This is a genomic window from Rathayibacter sp. AY1E3, assembly GCF_002932235.1.
GTDB lineage: Bacteria > Actinomycetota > Actinomycetes > Actinomycetales > Microbacteriaceae > Rathayibacter.
On the sequence record NZ_PSVN01000026.1, the window covers coordinates 1 to 21033 of the forward strand.

Here is a 21033-nt window from a genome sequence, read left to right on the forward strand (position 1 = left end):
GGGGAGTGGGGGCGGGGCGGGGTGTGAGCGGCGGGATCGAGACAAAACTCTCTCCCCGTCGGCGCCGAGGCGCCTCCAGTCCGCTTGTCTAACAGCTGGTCGTCCAGGCCATGTCGATGCGCTACGTGTGCCGTCTGTAGTCTCGGCGAAGGCCAGTTTCGTCCTCGCTCGGGGACCTATGGCGAGAAATGGAGCTGCTCATGTCCACCGGTCCCACTCTGCTCTTCCTGCACGGCATCGGCACCGGAGATCAAGACGACGCCTGGGAAGTAGCATTGAACACGGCTCTCCTCAAACTTGGCTACCCCGATCTTGACGCGGTAAACGTTGTCGCCCCCAAGTACCCGCATGCATTGCGGGGGGCGAATGCGCGGGAACCGATCCCTGCGATCACGGTCAAGCCACCCACTCGAGAGGCGGCGAGGAAGAACCGCCGCGAGTTCGAGGAGCGGACAGCAGCGATGGAAATCCGGTTGGGTCGCCAAGACCCCGGAATCGGTTGGGTGGGCGGCGACGTTGCTGTTGGCGCGGTGACCCGTCTGCCTCCGTTCAAACAGGCGCACAACTACCTTAATGAGCCGCACATCCGCGCTGAGGTGCTGAATCTGATTCTGCGCTCTCTGCCTGACACGGGCGACCTCTTAATCGTCGGCCACAGCCTCGGTTCGGTCATCGCTGCGGACTTGATCCGACGGCTTCCGGTCGCCGTGAGAGTCATCGGTCTGCTTACCATCGGCAGCCCACTCGGAAACGGAGGGTTTGATGTCGATAAGCTTCGCGATGCGGTGAGAGAGCCTCCGGCGAATCTCGGCTGGTGGGTCAACGTGTGGAATGCTCCGGACCCAGTTGCTGCTCATCGAGGGCTCTCATCGGTCTTCGACTACCTGCTCGACTTCCGAGTGCAGACCAGACAAGCGCCTATAGACAAGCGTGCGCACTCCGCAGTGGACTACCTCTCGACTGCGGTTGTGGCGGAGGTGATCGGATTCGGGCTCTTCGGCTCTCGTTCGAGGGAAATCGACATGATCGACAGGGGGCTCGACATCCCCCTCGACGGAGTCGAGATGGCGGGCCTGCTCGCCCTGCGCTACGCCCACCTGGTGGGGGCGAACCTTGAAGGTGATGTGGCGGAGCGCTTCGCCGGCGCACTCCGTTATGTGCAAGCGTTCTCGCTGGAGGAGATTCGTGCGCGAAACGTTCGGGAAAACCGCCCGCTTCCTCTTGAGATCGCACGGCTGAGGTTCGATCTCACGGACACAAAGGCCGTAGCGCCGGAACCGCGTCCGATAGGTCACCTCGACAAGGAGCAGGCGGCCGCTCTCATGACCGTTCTTGCCTCAGAGAATGTCATCAAGCCCTTCGAGATCAGTATCCCCCGTGAGAAGTGGCAGGCCGCCATGGCGGACCTGACCGCCGAGTTGGGGCTCACCAGTCGTTTCGGTACGGATGTGTTCGCGGCGACGAAGGAAGCGCAAGCCGCCCTGACCGGACCTCGGGGACTCAGCTGGATCAAGTGGGGCGCCATCGGTGCGGGCGCAGCCGCAATGGTCGTGGCGGCGGGGGGGCTCGCCCTTGCGGCAGGTCCCGGTCTGGCAGGAGCGGCCGTCATAACCAGTGCTCTGGCTAGCTTCGGTCCGGGTGGCATGATCGGGGGATTGCTGACGGCAGGCTCGTTGGTCACTGCAGGCGGCGGAGGAATCGCGTTCGGGCTTGCCAGTCCCGGCACCACCGCCGACGTTGTCGAGGCAATCATCGTGCAACGCCTCGCGGTCTCGCTCCTTCGCCAGAAGCGGCACCTCGAGCCCGATCCGGAGGTGTGGGCGATTCTTACTCGCACCGAGATCGAGATTCGCCGTCAACACGAGCGTCTCGACGAGTTCTCCGACGCGTCCGCGGGATCTCTCAAAGATCTGAAGCGGAAGATTGAGATCGTCGAGCGGGCGCTTGCCCATCTGCGGGAAAAAGGTCTCGAGCCGACGGTCCGGTCCTCTGACGACGAACGGTGAAGATGTTTTCTGAAGCTGAAGCTGATCGTGTCGCTAAGGAGAGCGCCCGCGATCAGTCTGCCCTGGCGTGGAGCGGCACGCCTTCGCCTCCGCTGCGCATGTCCTGACCTCCTCGACATGTCGGTGGTCGCTGCCACCCTCCGTCCGTCCCCCTGCGAAAGGCTCCCTACCCATGGACAAGTACACCGTCGCCCAGCACTCGGTGGGCAATGTGCTCAACTGGGTGGAGACCGGCAAGATCGCGATCCCCGAGATCCAGAGGCCGTTCGTATGGACGAGCACGAAGGTGCGCGATCTGATCGACTCGCTCTACCAGGGCTATCCCGTCGGGTACCTCATCACCTGGCAGAACACGGCGGTGCGCCTCAAGGACGGTTCGCTGTCGGGGTCCAAGCAGATCCTGATCGACGGCCAGCAGCGGGTGACGGCGCTGACGACGGCGCTCGCCGGCGGCTCCATCGTCACGAAGGACTACAAGAAGACGCGGATGCAGATCGCGTTCAACCCGCTGACGGAGAGCTTCGAGACCTACACCCCGGTCCTCCGGAACAACCCGGAGTGGCTGCCGGACATCGCTGCCGTGATGAAGCCCGAGAACCTCTTCGGCCTCGTCCGCGAGTACCTCGAGAAGAACCCCGAGGCCGACCGCTCGGTCGTCGAGACGAACTTCTCGAAGCTGATGAACGTGCGCACCAGGCAGGTGGGCATCATCGACCTCGCGGAGAACCTCGACATCGAGACCGTCACTGAGATCTTCGTGCGCATCAACTCGAGCGGCGCGCGGCTCACACCCGCCGACTTCGCGATGAGCAAAATCGCCTCCTACGGCGAGTACGGCGCGCAGCTGCGGAAGTTCATCGACTACTTCTCGCACATGGCCGTCGCACCGCACTTCCACGCGATCATCCAGGAGAACGACCCGACCTTCGCCGAGACCGACTACTTCGCGAAGATCAGCTGGCTCAAGGACGACGCGAGCGACCTCTACGACCCGACCTACCAGGACGTCCTGCGGGTCGCCGGTCTGATCGAGTTCGATCGCGGGCGCATGGTCGCGATGGTGAGCTACCTGTCCGGCCGCGACTTCGAGACCAAGAAGTTCGACGACGCGATCGCGCAGGAGTCCTTCGAGCGCCTCGAGCGCGCTCTCTACCGGATCACCAACCGCTACAGATTCACGCAGTTCCTGATGACGCTGACCTCCGCCGGCTTCATCTCGCCGTCGCTGATCACCTCGCGCAACGCCGTCAACTTCGCTTACGCCCTGTTCCTGCGCCTGTCGGACGAGGGCGAGCTGCCCATGCCCGAGATCCAGAGGATCGTGCGGCGCTGGTTCGTCATGTCGATGCTCCTCGGCCGACACTCCGGCAGCTTCGAGACCACGTGGGAGCTCGACCTCCGGCGCCTCCGTGAGATGGGAGCGCAGGCCTACCTCGAGTCGATCGAGCGCAGTGCGCTGTCCGAGGCGTACTGGACGGAGGGTCTTCCGCTCGACCTGGTCACGTCGAGCAGCCGGAGCCCCTACTTCGTCGTCTACCTGGCCGCGATGGTGAAGCGCGGAGCGCGCGGGTTCCTCTCGAACCACGTGGGCGCGTCGGACATGCTCGGCGATTCGGGCATGGGCGACATCCACCACCTCTTCCCGAAGGCGTACCTTCAGGCGAGCGGGATCAACGATGCCGCTGACCGCAACCAGATCGCGAACTACGTCCTCGCGGAGACGCCGGTCAACATCCGCATCGGCAGGCTCGCGCCGGCCGAGTACGGAGCGCGCGTGCGGGCGCAGATCGAAGCGGGAACGCCGGACCTCGGCGACATCACGACCGAGGCCGAGCTGCTCGCCAACCTCCGCTCCTCCGCGGTACCCGAGAGCCTGCTCGAGGCGACGGCCGCCGACTACCCGTCCTTCCTCATCGAGCGGCGCAAGCAGATGGCGGCGCTGCTGAGGGATTACTACTTCTCCCTCTGAAGGAACGGTCGCCCTGTTCGACGACGCGGCAGGGCACCCGCTCTCAGGGCTCCAGCCGCTCCATCACCTCGTCGAGCACATCGTCGAGCCGCCTCCTCCGCTTGTAGACCGTGAGGAGATCGACGTGCTCGCCGGTCCGGAGGTGCGCTCGGCCGTCCTCATCAACGGCGAGCACCGGATCCCCGCCCCGCGTCATGACCAGGATGCGGCGGAGCCGGTCGCCCAGCTCCTCAGCACGGAGGCCGGACGGTATCGGGAGGTTCGGGAACGACTGCAGCGCGGGGGCGGGGGAGATGTGGGTCAGGTGGTCCTCGATGCTGAAGACGACGTCCCAGGGCCGACGGTCGTTGAGGCCGCGAGTCAGGAGGCCGGAGACCACTCGGTAGCCGATCGATCGTGCCGTCGTGGCGTCGGCGGAGGATGAACCGAGGCCGAGCGTCACTTCGATCCGCTGGACGATCTCGTGCGGGTTCTCCGCCGCGAGGACTTCCTGCCACGTGATCGGCTCCACTTCGGGTCGGAGTCCGAGGAAGTGGATGCGACCCTTCTGATTGAAGAAGACGCCGGGAGAGGAAGGGCGGAGCCGATCGACGACCTGCGGCCCGTGATAGTGACCGTCGAGGAAGATGGCTGCGAAAGCCGAGAGCCGGGAGTGCCGGCGGCACAGCTCGCTGGCGATCCACCAGCCCTGCTCGTGGGTGAAACGTTCGGCGGGGTCCGGTACGGGCATGTCCTCATCCTCGTCATAGGCTTCTGTCGGTGCAGCCATCGGCGGAGCGCTGAGGCCGTTCTCCAGTCCGACGAAGGTGTAGACCCAATCGCCGTCCGCCGCCTGCTCGGGCTTCCGCTGGTACGTCGCCATGAGCCCGTCCGTATCGGGCAGCGGGACGGAAATCGACGTCCCGGGCAGGCCGTCGGGGAAGACAGCATTATCGCCGTAGCTGGTGCCGTCGAGGGGACCTCCGAGTAGATGGGCCACTACGAAGCCGAGATCGCCGGGCGTGAACTCAGCCATCGATCTCCACCTCCGCTGGCCGCACCGCGTGCACCGCATCCACCAGGAACCGCGCCGGCCGCGCCCGCGGCAGCACCGCGCTGACCTCCTGGAGCGCCTGGTCGGCGGGGATACCGAGGTGCCGGACGCTGTACGCGGCTCCGACGGAGGGCGTCCGGCTCCGCCCCTCGAAGCAGTGCACGAGCACGGTCAGGCCCTCGGCCCGGTAGGCGGCGACGGAGTCGGCCGCATCCGCGAGCACGCCGGCCGGATCGGCGTTGCCGCCGTCCTGGTCGACCAGCCAGACCGCGGTCCGCGCGCCGATGAAGGCCGGCACCTGCTCGCGGCCCACCCGGCACAGCGAGACGACGGCGTCGACGCGCGGGCCGGTGCCGTCCTCGGCGAGGGTGTCCAGGGCGGTCAGGTCCCCGAGGAGCACGCCGTCGTCGTGCGGGTGGACGACGAGCGTGGCGGGCAGGCCGCTCACCGGCCAACGCGCGGCGGCCGGCCAGCCGTTCTCGCCGGCGACGCCTCGGCGGGTGGCGAGCACGGCGCTGCGCACCAGGTCGTCAACGGTCTGCCCGGGCCAGCCGTGCAGGTGCCGGAGCCACGCGGCGGGAACAGCTGAGCGTCCCCAGCGGGCGCCGGCGAGCGACCCGGCGATCGCCGCGACCGTGTCCGTGTCGTTGCCGCTGCGGACGGCCAGCTCGATCGCCTCCTGGAGGGTCGTGCTGTGCGTGAGGGCGCACCAGGCGGCCTGGATCGCCGCGACGACCCAGCCGTTGCTCCCGGGGATGTCCTTCGGGTGCGCGGTCCGCTCGGCGACGTCGAAGCGCTCCGACCACAGCGTCCGCCGCTCCTCGGGCAGCGCGGTGATGCCACTGCGGACGTCGAAGGCGCCCTCGAGGATCGCGTGGCGGATCGCGAGCGACCACAGCACGCACGCGTCTCCGGCGTCGTCCTCGAAGTGCGTCAGGTCGCTCAGCCGACGGGCGGCGGCCGCGAGGGTCGCGTCGTCCGCGTGCAGCAGGCCGAGCGCGACCGGGCCGGTGCGCATGAGCGAGCCGTTCCCGGCCGAGCGTCCGGTGGACCGGTGCACCTGCTCCGCCGTGGCGCGCAGCTCGGACTCGCTCGCCCCGGGGGCCGTGGACAGCACGCGGCGGATCTGGATGCCGACGTCCTTCGCGGTCCCGGCCCAGGTCCGCCACTGCCTGCCGATGCGGTGCAGCGTCTCGGGATCGTCGAGGGAGGCGCCGGCCGCGAGCTCCTCGAGGATCGGGATCGCCATGCTCGTGTCGTCGGTCCACTCGCCGAGATCCCAGCCGCCGCCCGCGTGCAGCCGGACAGGAACGCCGTCGGCGAGCGGCGGGTGGAACTCGTACGGAGCGCCCAGCGCGTCGGCGGCCGCGGAGGCGACGATCGCGCCGACCGCCCGGTCCGTCTGGATCGACGTCAGCTTCGTCCTGTCTGTGGTCATGTCTGCCCCCGTTCTGTTTAGCGCGGATCTGCGCTATCTCCCTGAGGCGAAGTTAGCGCACTTCTGCTTCAATTACTAGATGGGATCCGCAGAGCTGACCGATCATCCGCGTCCGTCCGTCGCCGTGGACGCGGCGGTGCTCACCGTGCCTCCCGGCGGCCCGCTCTCGATCGTCCTCATCGAGGACGGGTACGGCCGTCGCCTCCCCGGCACCTTCGTCCACGAGCGGGAGCGCCTCGACGACGCCGTTCGACGCGGACTGCGGACGAAGACGGGCATCGAGGGCGTCGAGCTGCGCCAGCTGCACGTCTTCGACGCTCCGGAGCGGGACGACCGCGGCTGGGTGATGTCGGTGGCGTACCTCGCGGTCGCGCCCTGGGAGGCGACGCAGGCGTCGGGTCTCGCCGTGCCCGTCGCCGAGAAGGGACCTCTCGCCTTCGACCACGACGAAATCGTCGCGCGCGCGCTGCTCACCATCAGCGAGGAGTACCGGAACCGCCCCGACCCGTACCGCCTCGTCGCCGAGCCGTTCACCATGCGACAGCTGCACGACCTGCACGAGCAGGTCGCCGGCGAGCCGCTGATGCGGGACAGCTTCCGCCGGGCGATGCTGCCGTTCCTCCGCGAGACGGGCGAGCTGGCGTCGGGGGCTGTGGGGAAGCCGGCGAGGCGGTTCGTGCGGGCGTGAGACCGAGCGGCGAGGCGAGCAGTGCGCGCCCCCGTCGAGATCGTCCACGTCAGAACCGTCCCGGGCCTCCCGAGTCCGTGACGTCATCGGATGTCCCCACCCAACCGCTCACTCATCCCCGCGACTTCCTGCCACGCCCCGGTCGCCCGTTCCTCCGCCGTCGCCTCCCGGAGCAGCCCGGCCAACCGCTCCCGCAGCCGTATCTCCGCCTCGGTCATCGCGCTCTCGTGCCCTCGCGCGAGGAGGTACGAGTGGGCGTCCGTCGCGAAGGCGGCGAGGGCGTCGAGGAAGATCTCGAGGACGCGGGCGGCCTCGCCGACGCGGGACGGATCGCGGGGCACCGGCAGCATCGGCACGAGCCGCAGCCTCCCCTGCCAGAGGCGCTCGTCGAGCGGATCCGCGAAGAGGGTGAGCGCGGTCGCGAGCGTTCCCGAGGCGGAGGAGGGGAACGCGCGGCGGACGTCGTGGACGATCTCGTGGAAGTGGTCGTCGGTGAGGCCGAAGCCGACGAAGAGCAGGTGCCGGGTCGCGAGGGTGGCCTTCACGATCGAGGAGAGGGCGCGGCGGGAGGAGTCGAAGCCGAGGTAGTCGTCGCGGGTGAGGACGATCGAGGACGGGTCGTCGACGGTGCCGTGGAGCTTGAGCAGCCAGCGCTCGTGGTCGCCCTCGTGGTCGCCGGGGATGACGGCGCGGGGGACGCCCGCGTCCTCGGACGCCGTCTCGAAGAGGCGGTCGTAGTTGAGCGTGATGGCCTGCTCGGAGTCGATCGCGGTGAGGAGCGCCGGAGCGAGACCGTACCGCTCGAGGGATCCGATCTCACGGGCGACGGCCTCGGCGAACCGTCCGGGCTGCTCCTCGTCGAACAGCGTCGCGAGGTAGGACGCCTGGTCGAGCACGTTCTTCCCGCTGAGGACCGCGGACGTCTCGGAGTCGAGTCCGATCTCGCGACCGAGCTCCTCGAGCAGTCCGTCCCAGGACGGGCCGCCGGCGCTGACGCTGGTCCCGGCGCCGAGGAAGGGCACGAGCCGGCGGCGCCGGGCGCGCTCGGCGAGGCTCTGCGCCTCCTCGAGGGCCGGAGCCTCCAGCTCGGGCCAGGACGTCGCGGGATCGAGTCGCCGCCTGGACTGGGCGAAGGCGTGGACGTCGGCGCGGAGGGTGACGATCGCGATGTCGACCTCGAACGCCTCGGCGGCCTCCCGCAGCACGCGGAGCTGCTGGGCGAGCACGGCGTCGCGGAGGGTCCCTGATCCGCCGCCCGCCGTCGCGAAGAGCGGCACGGCCAGGAGTGGCAGCGGCCGCCTCGTGCGCCGATCCCTCGTCGCCGTCTGCGCGGCGACCTCGACGAAGGCCCGGAGGCGGCGGGCGATGTCGGCGAGTCCTTCGCTGTCCTCGGCGTCGCGCACGGCGCGATCGGGGACGGCGGTGAGGACGGGAGTGGGCTCGCCGTCGCGCGGCGCGAGCGGCAGTGCCGCCTGTCGGCCGTCCGAGAACTCCGGAGTCAGTACGGCGCGTGCGCGATTCTCCAGCTGCGGCACCCCGCGCCAGAAGTCGGTGAACGAGAGGAAGCGGTCCGTCGGCAGGAGCCACGCGTCGCAGGCGAAGTGGAGGAGGCTTCCGCGGGTGACGAAGAGATGAGGTCGAGGCACGGCCTCTTCCTATCAGCATCGCTCAGTCGCCCGGGAGGGCTCGTTCTTAGCGTCGAGAACGAGCCCTCCCGGGCGACTCGGTGAAGAGGGCCGGGAGTCACGCGCGCATCCGATGCCGACGTGACACCGGCGTCAGCGCCCCAGCACTCCCGCGTACACCGCCAGGTACTCGTCGACCATCCGATCCACCGCGAAGCGGCGGCGCGCCGTCTCTCGCACGGCCGCGCGGTCGAGGAGCCCGACCCGCTCGACCGCGGCGACCGCCTCCTCCCGTGACGACACCGCGAACCCGGTGACGCCCTCGTCGATGATCTCGGCCATGGATCCGCGGCGGTACGCGATCACCGGCGTCCCGCACGCCATCGCCTCGACGACGGAGAGGCCGAACGGCTCGTCGAAGCCGATCGGATGCAGGAGCGCGAGCGCCCCGCCGAGCACGAGGGCGCGCTCCTCCGGCCCGACCGAGCCGCGGTAGACGACGTGCGTCCCGTCGACGAGCGGCTCGACCTCCTCGTGCCAGTAGCGCTCGTCCTGCACGATGCCGCAGATGAGGAGTCGGCGCCCGGCCGCGGCGGCGATCCGGACCGCCTCCGCCGTGCCCTTGTCGGGGTGGATCCGGCCGAGGATCACGAGGTCCTCGCCTCCGGATCCGGCGGGGAAGCCGTCCACGTCGATCCCGTGGTGCACCGTCGCCGCGTAGTCGAGCTCGGGGGAGCGGTCGCTGTCCGAGATCGACACCAGGTGCGCGGTGCGCGGGTGCCGCAGCGCCTCGCGGTAGGCGGGCAGGATCTCGGGCCCGGAGAAGCCGTGCACCGTCGTCACCAGGAACACGGCCGGGGTGCCGTCGACGTCGACGCAGTGGCGGGTCAGAAGGCCGGCGTCGCGAGTGGCGTCCTCGCGGCCGTGCCCTGCGGGGAGGGCCTACTCGAGGAGGAAGGCGCGCCCGTTGATCAGCAGCGTGTCGCCGTCCGTCGCGGCGAGAACGCCGAATTCGTCGACGGAGCGGGTGGAGTCCCCGGCGGTGTCCGAGGTCGCGGCGACAGCGGGAGTGGCTGCGGCGGCGGTGAGGAGGAGCCCGCAGGCGAGTGCGGTGATCACGGTCGTGCGGTTCATCGGCGTCGTCCTTGGCGTCGTGGTGGGCCGCTTCTCGTGGAGGCGGCGGGAACTGGTTCCGAGCCTAGGGCGCTGAGCCCGTCAACGCCCTGGGTCGTTCCTTGGGTTCAGCTATGAAGTACCGTGCGGCCATGCCCTGGGGACGCCTCTACTTCGCCGTGCAGGCCCTCGGCGGAGCGGTCTGGTGGGTCGCCGTGGCGCTCGTCCCCGCGGTGCGGATCGCGACGCTCGGCAGCCTCGATCCCGTCCCTGTCGCGGCACTCGACCTCCCGCTGTTCGTCGGCGCCTCCGCTCTGGCCGCGGCCGGGATCCGCTGGGCGGCCGTCACCGCGACGGCCTGGACGCTCCTCGTCGCGGTCGCCCTGGCCGTCTGGGCCACCCTGACGGGGGAGGCGGGCTGGGGCGTCGTCGCGATGCTCGCCGCGGCGGGCGGCTCCGTCGTTGCGGCGTGCCTGCTCCTGCTCGGCCGGGTGCCCACGCGCTGGATCGCCTCCGGTCCCTTCTCCTTCCGGGTCGCGACCGCGGGCCGCCGACCCGGATCGCACCTCGCCGCGACCCTCGGGCAGATCGCGGTGTTCTGGGGTGGCGCGCTGGTCGTCGTCCCGCTGGTGATCGCTGCGCTGGAGGAGCGCTGGGGCGTGAGCCTCGGAGCGACACCGCCCGCGGTCGTCGGCGTCGGCGTCCTGCTGCTGGTCGCGGCGAGCGCGCTCGGGATCTGGTCGGGGCTCACGATGTCGCTCCTCGGCGACGGCACGCCGCTGCCGATCGCGATGACCAACCGGCTGGTGATCGCCGGCCCCTACCGCTGGGTCCGCAACCCGATGGCGGTCGCCGGCATCGTGCAGGGAGCGGCGGTCGGGCTGCTGCTCTCGTCGTGGCTGGTCGTGCTGTACGCACTCGTCGGCGCCGTCGTCTGGAACCGGGCCGTGCGCCCGCTGGAGGAGGCGGACCTCGCCGTCCGCTTCGGCGCCGACTTCGAGCGCTACCGCTCGCGCGTCCGCTGCTGGGTGCCCCGCCGCCCGGAGCCGCTGCCGCGCCGGGGGTAGCCGCTGCCGCAGTGCGGTCGTCGAGGCGTTCCGCTCACGCCGGGACACCGCCGCCGGGCCGGCGTCTCGCCGACGAGGGCGGTGTCTCGAGGTGCCGGACGCGCCTCTCGGGACGGCGACGCGCCTCGCCCGCCGACCCCGTCACTCCACGGTGCGCCCGCGCCCCACCACCGCGGCGACCAGCCCCGCCGAGACCGCGGCCAGCGCGACCAGCACCCCGCCCACGCCGAGCGTCCCCGCCACGAGCGGAGTCGCGAGCGCCAGCGCGACACCGGGGAGAGCCAGGCGCGCGGGCATCGGCTGGTGCTCGCCGAGCGGCGCGTGCACCGCCCACAGGGTCAGGACGAAGACCGCGACCGGGACCGCGACGGCCGCGCCGATCACCGTGTCGGACGCCTCGTGGTGGCCCGCGGTCGCGGCGACGGCCGCCTCCAGCCCGGATCCCAGCGCCGCGAGGGCCGCGAACGCCGCGAAGTGCGCGTAGCCCCAGCGGTAGGAGAGGCCGCGCCGCCGCTCCAGCAGCTCGCCGGAGGGATGCGAGAACGACAGCCACCACAGCGCGAACACGATCACCAGCCCGCAGGCCGCGACCAGCACGAGCGAGGTGCTGACGCCCGCCTCCGTCACCGCCCGCTGCACGCCCATCACCGCCGCGAGGACGCCCTCGCCGAGCAGGATGATCGTGAACAGCCCGTACCGCTCGGCGACGTGGTGCGGATGCCAGTTCGCGTCCCCCGCCCGCTGCGCCCAGAGGGGCACCGCCAGCTCGCAGGCGACCAGGAGCAGGAAGCTCACCACCCCGACCTCCTCGGGCAGGAGCAGCCGCAGCAGCCAGCCGACCTGCACGATCGAGAAGCCGACGGCGTTGCGCACGGCGGAGGTGCGGTGCTCCGGAGTGGACACGGCGACGCGGATCCACTGGCTCACCAGCGCGAACCGCATGATCGCGTAGCCGATGGTGATCGCCCGGTAGTCGCCCTCCTCGAAGCCGGCCGGCACTCCCGCCGCGAGCACCAGGACGCCGCCCATCTGGGCGAGCGTCAGCAGCCGGTACGGCACATCGTCGGTGTCGTACCCGGACGCGAACCAGGTGAAGTTCATCCACGCCCACCAGATCGCGAAGAACACCATGCCGAAGGGGAGGAGCCCCTCGGCGAGGTGCCCCTCCTCGGTCGCGTGGGCGAGCTGCTGGGCGATCTGCGCGATCGCGACGACGAAGGTCAGGTCGACGAGCAGCTCGAGCGGACTCGAGACGCGGTGCGCCTCGTCGATCGCGCGCGGCTGCATCCGCACGCGGAGGGGGTGCGCGGGGGAGGCGGGCATGCGCTCATCCTGCACCCGGAGGGCTTCTGCGCGAGTGCCGCGCCCGCCTCCCGCGACCCTCGGCGCCCGCCCTCGCACCGAGTGTCCAGAAGTCGTCGCACTCGAGCGCGAGTGCGACGACCATCGGACACTCGCGGGCGGCCGGACCTCGCGGGGCCGGGCTCACACTCGCCGGGTACGTCGCAGCCGCGCCCCGCGCCGGCCCGCGCAGGGCCCCCGCCTACGATGGGTCGGGATGTCCCCCGAATCCGCGCTCGCCGCCCCGACCCGCGCGTCCCCGGGCGCCCGGCGGTCGCGGCGCGGGCCGCTCCTCGGGCTCGCCCTGGTCGCCGTCCTCGTGGCGACGCGCCTGCTCGCCCCGGACGCGGCGGGCGACGCCCTCTCGGACGCGGTGCGCGACTTCCTCACCCTCTCGATCAGCGTCGTCATCGAGTCGCTGCCGTTCGTGTTCCTCGGCATCGTCCTCTCGATCGCGGTGCAGCTGTGGGTGCCCGAGGCCGTGCTGCTGAGGATCCTGCCGAAGCGGGCGCTCCCGCGGCGCCTCGTGATCTCGCTGCTCGGCGTGCTCCTCCCGGTCTGCGAGTGCGGCAACGTGCCGCTCGCGCGCGGGCTGATCGTCAAGGGCCTCTCGGTGTCGGAGTCGATGACGTTCCTCCTCGCCGCGCCGATCGTGAATCCGATCACCATCGTCACGACCTACCAGGCCTTCGGCTGGGCCGACGGGATCCTCGTCTGGCGCATCGTCGGCGGCTTCGTGATCGCGAACCTCGTCGGCTGGATCTTCAGCCGCCACTCCGAGCCGATGAGCCTGCTCACCGACCGCTTCCGCGCGGCGTGCGAGGCGGGCGAGCGGCCGTCCCGCTCCCTCCGCGACCGCTCCCGGCGCAGCGTGCTGCTGTTCGCCGAGGAGACCGGGGCGATGATGCCGGCGCTGTTCGTCGGCGCCGCCATCGCGGGGCTGATCCAGGTCGGCGTCTCGCGCGATGTACTGACCACGCTCGGCGGCGACCCGCTCTGGTCGGTGCTGGCGCTGATGGTCCTCGCGTTCGTCATCTCGATCTGCTCGAACGTCGACGCGTTCTTCGTGCTCTCGTTCGGCTCCACGTTCCTGCCGGGAGGCATCATCGCATTCCTCGTCTTCGGCCCGATGATCGACGTCAAGATGCTCGCGCTGCTCCGCACCACGTTCTCGGCCGCGACGCTGGTGCGCGTCACCGTGCTGGTCGCCCTCGCCGCGGCCGTGCTGGGACTGGCGGTGAACTATGCGCTCTGAGCGCCTCCTCGCTCGCTGGAAGGGCGTCGTCCTCAGCCTGATCGGCGTCGTCTCGACCCTGTGGCTCGCGGCGACCGGTCGGCTCGGCCTCTACATCCACCCCCGCTACTTCGAGTTCTCGGTGGTGCTCGCGGTGATCGCCGGAGTGCTGCTGATCGCGGCGTTCGCGGTCGTGCCGGGCGCCGAGGAGGACGCCCACGAGCACGAGCACGAGCACGAGGACGACGTCGAGCACCTCCACGCCCCCGCACCCGCCCGCCCCTGGCGCCGGGTGGTCGCGGTCGCGGCCGGAGTCGCGGTGATCGCCTCCGCCGCCGTCGCCCTGCTCGTGCTCCCGCCGGCCGCCCTCACCGCCTCGACCGCGACGCAGCGCGAGGTCAACACCAGCGCCGTCGACGCCTCCGTGACCGCCGCGGCGCCCACCGGCGACACGGCCTCCTTCAGCGTGCGCGACTGGGCGACCCTGCTGCGTCAGGGCGCGAGCGAGCAGTTCCTCGCCGGCCGCACGGCGACGGTGAGCGGATTCGTGACCCCCGACGCCTCCGACCCCGAGAACGTCTTCTACATCGCCCGCTTCGTCGTCACCTGCTGCGCGGTGGACGCGCAGCCGGTGGGCGTGCCGGTCTACCAGGCCGGCTGGGCCGACACCTGGTCGGAGGGGCAGTGGCTGGAGGCGAGCGGCGGCTTCGGCGCGAACCCGAGCGTCACCAGCGCCGAGGCGGTCGTGCTGGAGCCGGAGGCGGTCACTCCGATCGACGAGCCGGCGATGCCGTATGTCTACTGAGCGCGGCGCGAATCCTGAGCCCGGCGCGACTCCCGAGCGCGGCACGTCGGCGCAGAGCGGGCGACAGGACGATGGCGGCGCTCCCGGCCTCGACTCCGCAGGCGCCTCCCGCTTCCCACGGCTCTTCTGGGCGGTCGTCGCGGTGCTCGTCCTCGCGGTCGGAGGCCTGACCGCCGCCACCGTCGCGAAGGGGCCCCGGGTCGCGTCCCTCGAGGTCAGCACCGACGGCGTGGTCGAGCGCGACGGCTCCCGAGCCCGCCTGCTCCTCGACCAGGCGCTCGAGCCCGACGCGCTCGACCGCGTCCGCGTCGCCCCGGACGCCCCGCACACCACCGAGCTCGACGGCGGCGTGCTCGCCGTCACCTTCACCGACACCCTCCGCTACGCCACCCGCTACGAGATCGGGATCGACGACGCCCGCAGCGCCGCGACAGGCTCGGCCGCCGACGTCTCCGCCTCCTTCACCACGAAGGACCCCGACCTCTTCACCCTCGACCGCACCGCCGACGACCCCTCGCAGCCCGACGCCGTCCGCGTCCGCCCGCTCTCCGGAGGCGACGCCCGGGTCCTCGTCACGGCCGACCGGATCCAGGACTACGCCGTCGTCGGCCCGGTGCTGGTCGTCGTGACCATCGAGCCGGACGACACGAACCTCCTCCGCACGGTCACGCTCGACACCGGCTCCGAGGGCGTCATCCCGCTGCCCGGCCCCGGGACCGTGCGCGAGCTGCACTCCTCGCCCGAGAAGGGCGTGCTCGGCTGGACCTTCACCGGGCGGGCGCCGTCGGGCCCGCTCGACCGCGCCCTCTACTCCTACGACCTCACCGACCAGAAGGCCGAGGCGGTCCCCGTGCTCGGGATCGACGGCGGGCCGCTGCGGGCGCGCGACTGGATGTTCGTGCCCGGCACCACCTCCGTCGTCACCCACTCGCTCGACGACACGGTGCTCCTGCTCGACCTGCTGACGCCCGGCTCGATCAGCCCGCTCGGGCAGCACGCGGAGCTGCGCGGATTCGTGCCCGGCGCGAACCGGCTCGTGGTCGCCGATCCGGAGTCGGGCTCGCTGATCGACCTGGCCGACGGTTCGGTCGAGACGCTCGCCCTCCCCCCGGCGGACGTGAGCGCGACCGCGTCGCCCGTGCAGATCCTGCTCCTCGACTCCGGGAGCTACGTCGAGCTCGAGGCCGAGTACGCGCCGGAGACGGGGGCGACCCAGTACTCCGTCGTCCGCGTCGACGCGTCCGGCACCTCGGAGGTGTTCCGCACCTCGCCGACGGGGCGCATCCGCGGCGTCTGCCTCTCGCCGAACGGGCAGTACCTCGCCGTCGAGACCGTCTCGGTCGAGGGCCGGCCGGACGACTACCCGGGCGAGCCGGGCTTCAGCGCGACCTCGACCGTGCTCGTCGACCTCGGCACCGGCGACACCGCGCGCAGCGTCAACGGGCGCTCGCGCGACTGGTGCGCGTAGGGGGCCGACCTGACGACCGGCTCGTCCACCTGACTGATTGCTGGCGGCTCGGAAGTACCGGATCGTTCAGCAGATCATCGAGAACGACCAGCGCGCCGAGCTGAGCGTCGCGGACCGCACCGCCGCGTGGGCGCAGCTCGCGTTCGAGGGCGTCACCGCCGCAGCGATCGCCAAGCGCACCGGCACCAAGACCGACGCCGTGAAGAAGGGCCTCACGGTCGCGGAGTCCGCGACCGTCACATCCGTTCTCCACGAGCACGAGCTGACCCTGGACCAGGCCGCGGTGCTGTTGGAGTTCGAGGACGACGCCGACGCCCGCGCGACCCTGATCGAGGTCGCCACGCACGACCCGGCCCAGTTCGAGCACACCGCGCAGACCCTCCGCGACGAGGCCGCGCACCAGGGGCTCCTCGCGGCGACCGCCGCCGAGTACACCGGCAACGGCTTCCAGATCCTCACCCGCTCCGACGCTTACGGCGACCAGGCGACGTGGACGCCGGTGCGGCAGCTGCGCGGCGAGGACGGGAAGAGCGTCACCCCCGAGCAGGTCGCGGCCGCTCCCGGGCGCGGAGTGCTCATCGACACCAGCTGGCGCGGAGAGGTCGAGGTCACCCTCCTGGTTCAGGACCTGACCGCCGCCGGATTCACCTACGCCTACGGAGCCCCCGAGCAGCCGCAGACCGAGGAGGAGGCCGAGGAGGAGCGGGCTGAGAAGTCCGCGGAGCGGAAGGTGCTCATCGCCAACAACAAGGCGTGGAACGCGGCCGAGAAGGTGCGCCGCGAGTGGATCGCGACCTTCCTCGCCCGCAAGACCCTCCCCAAGGACGCGGATCGCGTCATCGCCCTCGGTCTCACCGCTCACCGGTTCGCGGTGTCCTCCGGGATGACGGGCGGCAGCGACCTCGCGCACACGCTGCTGCGCATCGAGCGCCCCTCCGGCTACCGCGCCGACGCCCTCGCAGCGCTCGTCGAGGCGAACCCCGCGCAGGCCCGCCTGGTCGCGCTGGCCGTCGTCCTCGGAGGCCAGGAGGCGCACACGAGCAAGGAGTCCTGGCGCCGCGGCGACGAGCGCACTGCCGAGTACTTCCGCCAGCTCGCGGCCTGGGGATACGCGCTCTCCCCGGTCGAGCAGGTCGTCACCGGCGACAGCACCCCCGCCGACGCCGCAGGGCTCAGCTAGCCCCACCCGGCGGGGACCGGCTCGCGCCGGTCCCCGCCCCCTCCTCTTCTCCCACTGCTGCACAGGAAGGCCCCACCATGACCACCACGACCACCGCACCCCGCCCCGCCCACCGCTTCGACCCGTACCAGGAGTGATCGACCTTGAAATCGGATCGCGCCGCTCCCAACTCGGCGCCCGCGGTCAGCCGAAGCACCAGCATCGCCTGCACGATCCACCTCACCCGGAAAGGGGACTTAGTTAGACCGTCTAGAAAATCTAGGCTGTGACCGCTCGATCGGCGATCCCTGGCTGCTGGTCGTTCGAGGTTGGCGCGCGTTCGGCCAACCGGCAGCGAGGGGTGCACCGACCCGGACGGTTCCACCCCTCGCTGTAATTGTGAAGCCACCAGAGCCCGTTGACGAGAGGGCCCGGAGGCGCCGAGACATTTTCGAGGGTCGATGCCGGTGAGGGTCAGGCGAAAGCGCTGCCCGCCAGCGGATGCGCGAGCAGGATCCCCGCGATGAGGACGAGTGCGGCGCTCGGCAGCACGAACTCGACGGGGCGTTTTCCGTGGCGGCTCAGCGCGGAGGGCGCCAGATGGATGAGCACGCCGACCGTGAGCAGGGCGGCGCACGTGAGAAGACCCCATCCGCCGATGAAGAGCAGACTGACTCCCGGGCCACCCGACTCGGGGATCCCGTACCAGACGGCGTCCGCGATCCAGAGTGTCGCGGCGGCGACGCCGGTTGACGCGAGAGCGACCCAGGACACAACGGAGCTAGAGCCGGTCGAGGTCGATCTCCTGGTGTCCACCTGCCGAACGCTAGGGCAGCCGACGGCGCTGGACAACGAAGCCGGAATGAACAAGAGGTGGACGTGAATCCGTCCGGCGACGGACGGCGCTGCCCCTTCAAGGAGTTGCCGGTGGACTCCCGAGCGCAGCGTCGTCGTGTCTCGTTGCCCTGCGGTCGGGGATCGAGGAGCGGGGAGGGGGAGGCGCCGGCTGGGGGACCGACAGGTCGGCTTCGCTTGCAGTTCCCGCAGCGGAGGATCGCCATGCTCACCGGCGGTGCCGACTCGCTGCCCGTGAGGGGAGCTCTCGCTGAGCTGGCGGATGAGCCGATCGGCGATCGGGTTCAGCCGGTGAGCCGGCGGACCTGTTCAGCGGAGAGCTGGCGGTCGGCGAAGAGCACGACTCGTGCGGTCGGGTCTGGGCTGTGCGCGTCCGGACCCTCCCATCTGAGCGCGAGGCCGAGTCGTTCGATGGTGCGGCGGGAGCGTGCGTTGCGTTCTGGGACGACCGCGGTGACGGGCAGCTCCGGTCGGAGGCGGTGGGCGAGTTCGATGCCGGCGAGGGCGACCTCCTGCGCGTAGCCCTTGCTCCAGTGGTCGGGGTGGAGGGTGAACGCCACATTCCAGGCTGCATCGGAGAGCAGAGTGCATCCACCCATTCCGATCAGATCACGGCTGTCGATGGGGGAGTCGCGCCGGCGGATCACCCAGCTGCTGAGTCCGTCCCGTGTCCACTGGGTCCTTCGATACGCGATCACGGCCCGGGTCTGATCGGCGGAGAGATGGAGGAGCAGCGGATCCTCTTCCGCGATCCGCGGATCGGTGTAGAGGCGGAACAGCTCGTCCAGGTCGGTCTCGGCGGGCCGGCACAGTCGGAGCCGGTCGGTGAGCACGTCGAGGTCCCGTGGGGCACAGGCCTGTCCGTCGCTCACGCTCATGGGATGAGGTTGCCATGACCCGACCGCTCGACCAGCGTTGAGTGCGCATGTGATCCGGTCGCGCGAGGTGGCACGTACGGGGATCGGTGGCCGGAGGTCCTCAGTTGCTGACGTGAGTCAGAGTCCGCGCGTACTCGATCATCGGATGACCACCGAGCGGATGCGGCGCGGGATCCCCGTGAGGCTCGAAGCCGGACGCCTTGTAAAGCCCTTCCGCCCGATCGTTTCCGGCGCGGACGTGCAGCTTCAGGACGAGGTAGCCGAGCTGAGAGGCGGACTGGACCGCGTCGTCGAGCAGTGCCCGGCCGATCCCGCGCCCCGTCTCGCTCGGTGCGACGGCGAGCAGTTCGAGCAGCGCACTGTGTCGGCCCGGACCATCGCCCGTGTCGACGGTGAGAGCGAACCCGAGGGGATCCGAGCCGATGACGGCGAACCGAACGAGAGGCCGGTGGAACTTCGCTCGAGCCCTCTCGGCGACCGCGTCGTCCTGACTGCATCCGTCTCGTGCTCTGAGTGCCTCCAGCCAGAGGTCGATGCAGGGCCCGCGATCGTCAGGCGAACCGGCTCGGATCTTCATGCGCTGAGGCTATCGAGGCAGCCATCGGACATGTTCCGAATCCGAGTCGCGTCCTCGTTGTGGACGCCGGCTCGCCGGCTGACGCTGGACAGCAGCTCGCCGAGGCGTGGTCGTGTCACCGAACGAGACGTCGGGCGAAGGACCGGCACATGCTCCGAGGGGCGGGCGTGCGCGAGGAGCGATTCGTACAGTGGAGGTATGAGTGTGATGAAGGAGACGGGTACCGCGCGGCGGAGCGGACGAGGGTGGACGCGGGCTGCGTTCGTGCTGGGCGTTCTCGCCGTCGTGTCCTACGCCGTCGGATACCTGGCGGTGGCCCACCTGTGGGTGGGCGATCCCCTGGTCATCGGAGTCGCGACCACGCTGCAGTACCTTCTCCCGCTGGCCGGCGTCCTCGTCGGTCATCAGGCGCGACGACACGTCGGTCCTCGCTGGGAGTCGACGGTGGGACTCGTGCTCTCCTACCTCTTCCTGGCCTTTGCCGTGGTGCCGGTCGTCATCGGCTTGGCCGGACTGCTGCTGGCACGCTGATCGATCGACGACCCGGATCATTCAGCGGTTCACGCGATTCGCCGCCGTCTGAACGATCGGCAGCTTCTTCGCACGAAGGGTGGCGGCGAGGAGCCAGCCGAGGAGGGAAGCGATTCCTGCCGTGACTGCATATTCCGTGATGAGGCCCGCGGAGGAGGGCCAGGTCGCGTTTCCCGACGCGAGTACCAGCGCGGTGGAGGCGGCGGCGCCGATCGCGAGTCCCAGGCCCAGGAACGCGGCCGCCTGCCCGACGCGCGGGAAGCGGAGTGTCCGCCGGTCGAGCCAGAGACTCGAGGGAAGCCACAGGAGTGCGCCCGCGACAGTGAACGCAGCTGCCGTGCCCGCGATGAGCCCTGCTGCGGACCCGCCCGATACATCCCAGCTGCCCGCGGTTCGCACCAGCGCGAGGACCGCAACGGCAGGCCACGCCAGAATGCCCCATGCCAGTTCTCGTGTTTCCATGAGCATCATGGTCCGGCACGTCGGTGAACACGCCATGAATCAGAACGTTCAGCACTCCACGATCATGTGTTCCGTAAGGGGATGGTTGAGCGGGCCATCTTCGTCGTCCGCGTGGACTCATCCCTCCACAGGACCGGGGCACGTCTCGGGGCTGAAATCGGAGGTTGCGGTGGTTGCGTCCGGGCAGAGGCCGGTGGTCCAACCGTGATCATCCGCGTAGCAGTTGTATTCGTTTGTCAGAGAGAAGACGATCCCTGCGTTCCAGGGTGCCGTGTAGGCGAAAGAGACGACGGGATCCCCTTCATCCGTGAGAGAACTCCAGGCGAGCTCCGCCTCCTCGCCCGCTGCTGCTGCCGTGTCGAGGCATGCGACCGCGTTGATGGGCACGAGCTCGGTTTGATCAAGCACGAACTCTCCGCAGGTGTCGGCAGCGTTGCCTTCCTGCACGATCAGCGGCGCGTCGCGCAACGCGCGAGCTGCCCGGATCGGATCACCCTCCGGAGCTGGTGAACCTGAGCACGCGGCGAGCATCAGTGCGCCAGCAGCAATGAGCGCCGTAGCGGCGCAATGCCGTCCCGCCATTCCCTCGCCTGTTCGTTTCACGGCGCCACCGTACTCAAGACCGCGCCTTTGTCTACTTGCAACCGGCAGGCGGGGCCGGCACCGTCCCGTATCGGGATGGTTCACCGGGCCGATCTGGTGCCCGGCCGTGGAAGACTCGTTGGGCCGACGACGGCGGAGCGTGACGCCAGTGACTTCAGTAGTGAGCCTCATCCGCTCCAAC

General features: G+C 70.3%; 20 protein-coding genes. 9 read left to right on the top strand and 11 right to left on the bottom strand.

Annotation, left to right across the window (positions count from 1 at the left end; all coding sequences use genetic code 11):
• Positions 1-200 precede the first annotated feature (200 nt).
• Positions 201-2006 carry a hypothetical protein gene (locus C5C53_RS15330; RefSeq protein WP_104267944.1) on the top strand — a complete coding sequence of 602 codons (1806 nt, stop codon included), beginning with the start codon at positions 201-203 and terminating at the stop codon, positions 2004-2006.
• Between the two features lie 172 nt (positions 2007-2178).
• Complete coding sequence (locus C5C53_RS15335; RefSeq protein WP_104267929.1) at positions 2179-3975, top strand: DUF262 domain-containing protein; 1797 nt, start codon at positions 2179-2181, stop codon at positions 3973-3975.
• A gap of 43 nt (positions 3976-4018) precedes the next feature.
• On the opposite strand, the gene C5C53_RS15340 is transcribed toward C5C53_RS15335, so the two are convergent.
• Positions 4019-4990 (bottom strand): hypothetical protein, encoded by a 972-nt coding sequence (locus C5C53_RS15340; RefSeq protein WP_104267930.1) that lies wholly within the window; start codon positions 4988-4990, stop codon positions 4019-4021.
• Complete coding sequence (locus C5C53_RS15345; RefSeq protein WP_104267931.1) at positions 4983-6446, bottom strand: ADP-ribosylglycohydrolase family protein; 1464 nt, start codon at positions 6444-6446, stop codon at positions 4983-4985. Before C5C53_RS15345 ends, C5C53_RS15340 begins: the two co-directional genes overlap by 8 nt.
• A gap of 79 nt (positions 6447-6525) precedes the next feature.
• On the opposite strand from C5C53_RS15345, the gene C5C53_RS15350 reads away from it, so the two are divergent.
• Positions 6526-7134 (top strand): NUDIX hydrolase, encoded by a 609-nt coding sequence (locus C5C53_RS15350; RefSeq protein ID WP_104267932.1) that lies wholly within the window; start codon positions 6526-6528, stop codon positions 7132-7134.
• Positions 7135-7217: 83 nt separating this feature from the next.
• On the opposite strand, the gene C5C53_RS15355 is transcribed toward C5C53_RS15350, so the two are convergent.
• The 3 genes from C5C53_RS15355 to C5C53_RS15365 form a co-directional block, all read right to left on the bottom strand.
• Positions 7218-8780, bottom strand: coding sequence for an SIR2 family protein (locus C5C53_RS15355; protein ID WP_104267933.1), 1563 nt, complete (start codon positions 8778-8780; stop codon positions 7218-7220).
• A 132-nt stretch (positions 8781-8912) separates the two neighbouring features.
• Positions 8913-9611: a glycosyltransferase gene (locus C5C53_RS15360; protein WP_258075442.1), complete on the bottom strand. Its 699-nt coding sequence runs from the start codon at positions 9609-9611 to the stop codon at positions 8913-8915.
• 90 nt (positions 9612-9701) lie between these two features.
• Complete coding sequence (locus C5C53_RS15365) at positions 9702-9893, bottom strand: hypothetical protein (protein WP_104223384.1); 192 nt, start codon at positions 9891-9893, stop codon at positions 9702-9704.
• 131 nt (positions 9894-10024) lie between these two features.
• Here C5C53_RS15365 and C5C53_RS15370 point away from each other — a divergent pair, with 131 nt between their 5' ends.
• Complete coding sequence (locus tag C5C53_RS15370) at positions 10025-10939, top strand: isoprenylcysteine carboxylmethyltransferase family protein (protein ID WP_104267935.1); 915 nt, start codon at positions 10025-10027, stop codon at positions 10937-10939.
• 141 nt (positions 10940-11080) lie between these two features.
• Here C5C53_RS15370 and C5C53_RS15375 read toward each other — a convergent pair whose 3' ends face one another.
• Positions 11081-12262, bottom strand: coding sequence for a low temperature requirement protein A (locus C5C53_RS15375; RefSeq protein WP_219813988.1), 1182 nt, complete (start codon positions 12260-12262; stop codon positions 11081-11083).
• Positions 12263-12497: 235 nt separating this feature from the next.
• Here C5C53_RS15375 and C5C53_RS15380 point away from each other — a divergent pair, with 235 nt between their 5' ends.
• From C5C53_RS15380 to C5C53_RS15395, 4 genes are read left to right on the top strand one after another with little or no spacing between them, the layout of a single operon-like run.
• Positions 12498-13535 (top strand): permease, encoded by a 1038-nt coding sequence (locus C5C53_RS15380; RefSeq protein WP_104267936.1) that lies wholly within the window; start codon positions 12498-12500, stop codon positions 13533-13535.
• Positions 13525-14319 (top strand): TIGR03943 family putative permease subunit, encoded by a 795-nt coding sequence (locus C5C53_RS15385; RefSeq protein WP_104267937.1) that lies wholly within the window; start codon positions 13525-13527, stop codon positions 14317-14319. The genes C5C53_RS15380 and C5C53_RS15385 overlap by 11 nt, the downstream gene beginning before the upstream one ends.
• Complete coding sequence (locus C5C53_RS15390) at positions 14309-15787, top strand: hypothetical protein (protein ID WP_104267938.1); 1479 nt, start codon at positions 14309-14311, stop codon at positions 15785-15787. Before C5C53_RS15385 ends, C5C53_RS15390 begins: the two co-directional genes overlap by 11 nt.
• Positions 15788-15824: 37 nt before the next feature.
• Positions 15825-16967 carry a hypothetical protein gene (locus C5C53_RS15395; RefSeq protein WP_104267939.1) on the top strand — a complete coding sequence of 381 codons (1143 nt, stop codon included), beginning with the start codon at positions 15825-15827 and terminating at the stop codon, positions 16965-16967.
• 453 nt (positions 16968-17420) lie between these two features.
• Here C5C53_RS15395 and C5C53_RS15400 read toward each other — a convergent pair whose 3' ends face one another.
• The 3 genes from C5C53_RS15400 to C5C53_RS15410 form a co-directional block, all read right to left on the bottom strand.
• Positions 17421-17720 carry a hypothetical protein gene (locus C5C53_RS15400; protein ID WP_104223378.1) on the bottom strand — a complete coding sequence of 100 codons (300 nt, stop codon included), beginning with the start codon at positions 17718-17720 and terminating at the stop codon, positions 17421-17423.
• 365 nt (positions 17721-18085) lie between these two features.
• Positions 18086-18679: a GNAT family N-acetyltransferase gene (locus C5C53_RS15405; RefSeq protein WP_104267940.1), complete on the bottom strand. Its 594-nt coding sequence runs from the start codon at positions 18677-18679 to the stop codon at positions 18086-18088.
• A 100-nt stretch (positions 18680-18779) separates the two neighbouring features.
• A complete protein-coding gene (locus C5C53_RS15410) occupies positions 18780-19256 on the bottom strand; it encodes a GNAT family N-acetyltransferase (RefSeq protein ID WP_104267941.1) in 477 nt (158 codons plus the stop codon).
• A gap of 198 nt (positions 19257-19454) precedes the next feature.
• Between C5C53_RS15410 and C5C53_RS15415 the strand changes: the two genes are divergently transcribed.
• Positions 19455-19787 (top strand): hypothetical protein, encoded by a 333-nt coding sequence (locus C5C53_RS15415; protein ID WP_104226378.1) that lies wholly within the window; start codon positions 19455-19457, stop codon positions 19785-19787.
• Between the two features lie 21 nt (positions 19788-19808).
• On the opposite strand, the gene C5C53_RS15420 is transcribed toward C5C53_RS15415, so the two are convergent.
• Together C5C53_RS15420 and C5C53_RS16870 are read right to left on the bottom strand one after the other, a co-directional pair.
• Positions 19809-20249 (bottom strand): hypothetical protein, encoded by a 441-nt coding sequence (locus C5C53_RS15420; protein ID WP_146078479.1) that lies wholly within the window; start codon positions 20247-20249, stop codon positions 19809-19811.
• A gap of 117 nt (positions 20250-20366) precedes the next feature.
• The gene (locus C5C53_RS16870) at positions 20367-20852 is read right to left on the bottom strand and encodes a hypothetical protein (protein ID WP_146084686.1); all 486 of its coding nucleotides are present in this window, start codon (positions 20850-20852) and stop codon (positions 20367-20369) included.
• Positions 20853-21033 lie beyond the last annotated feature (181 nt).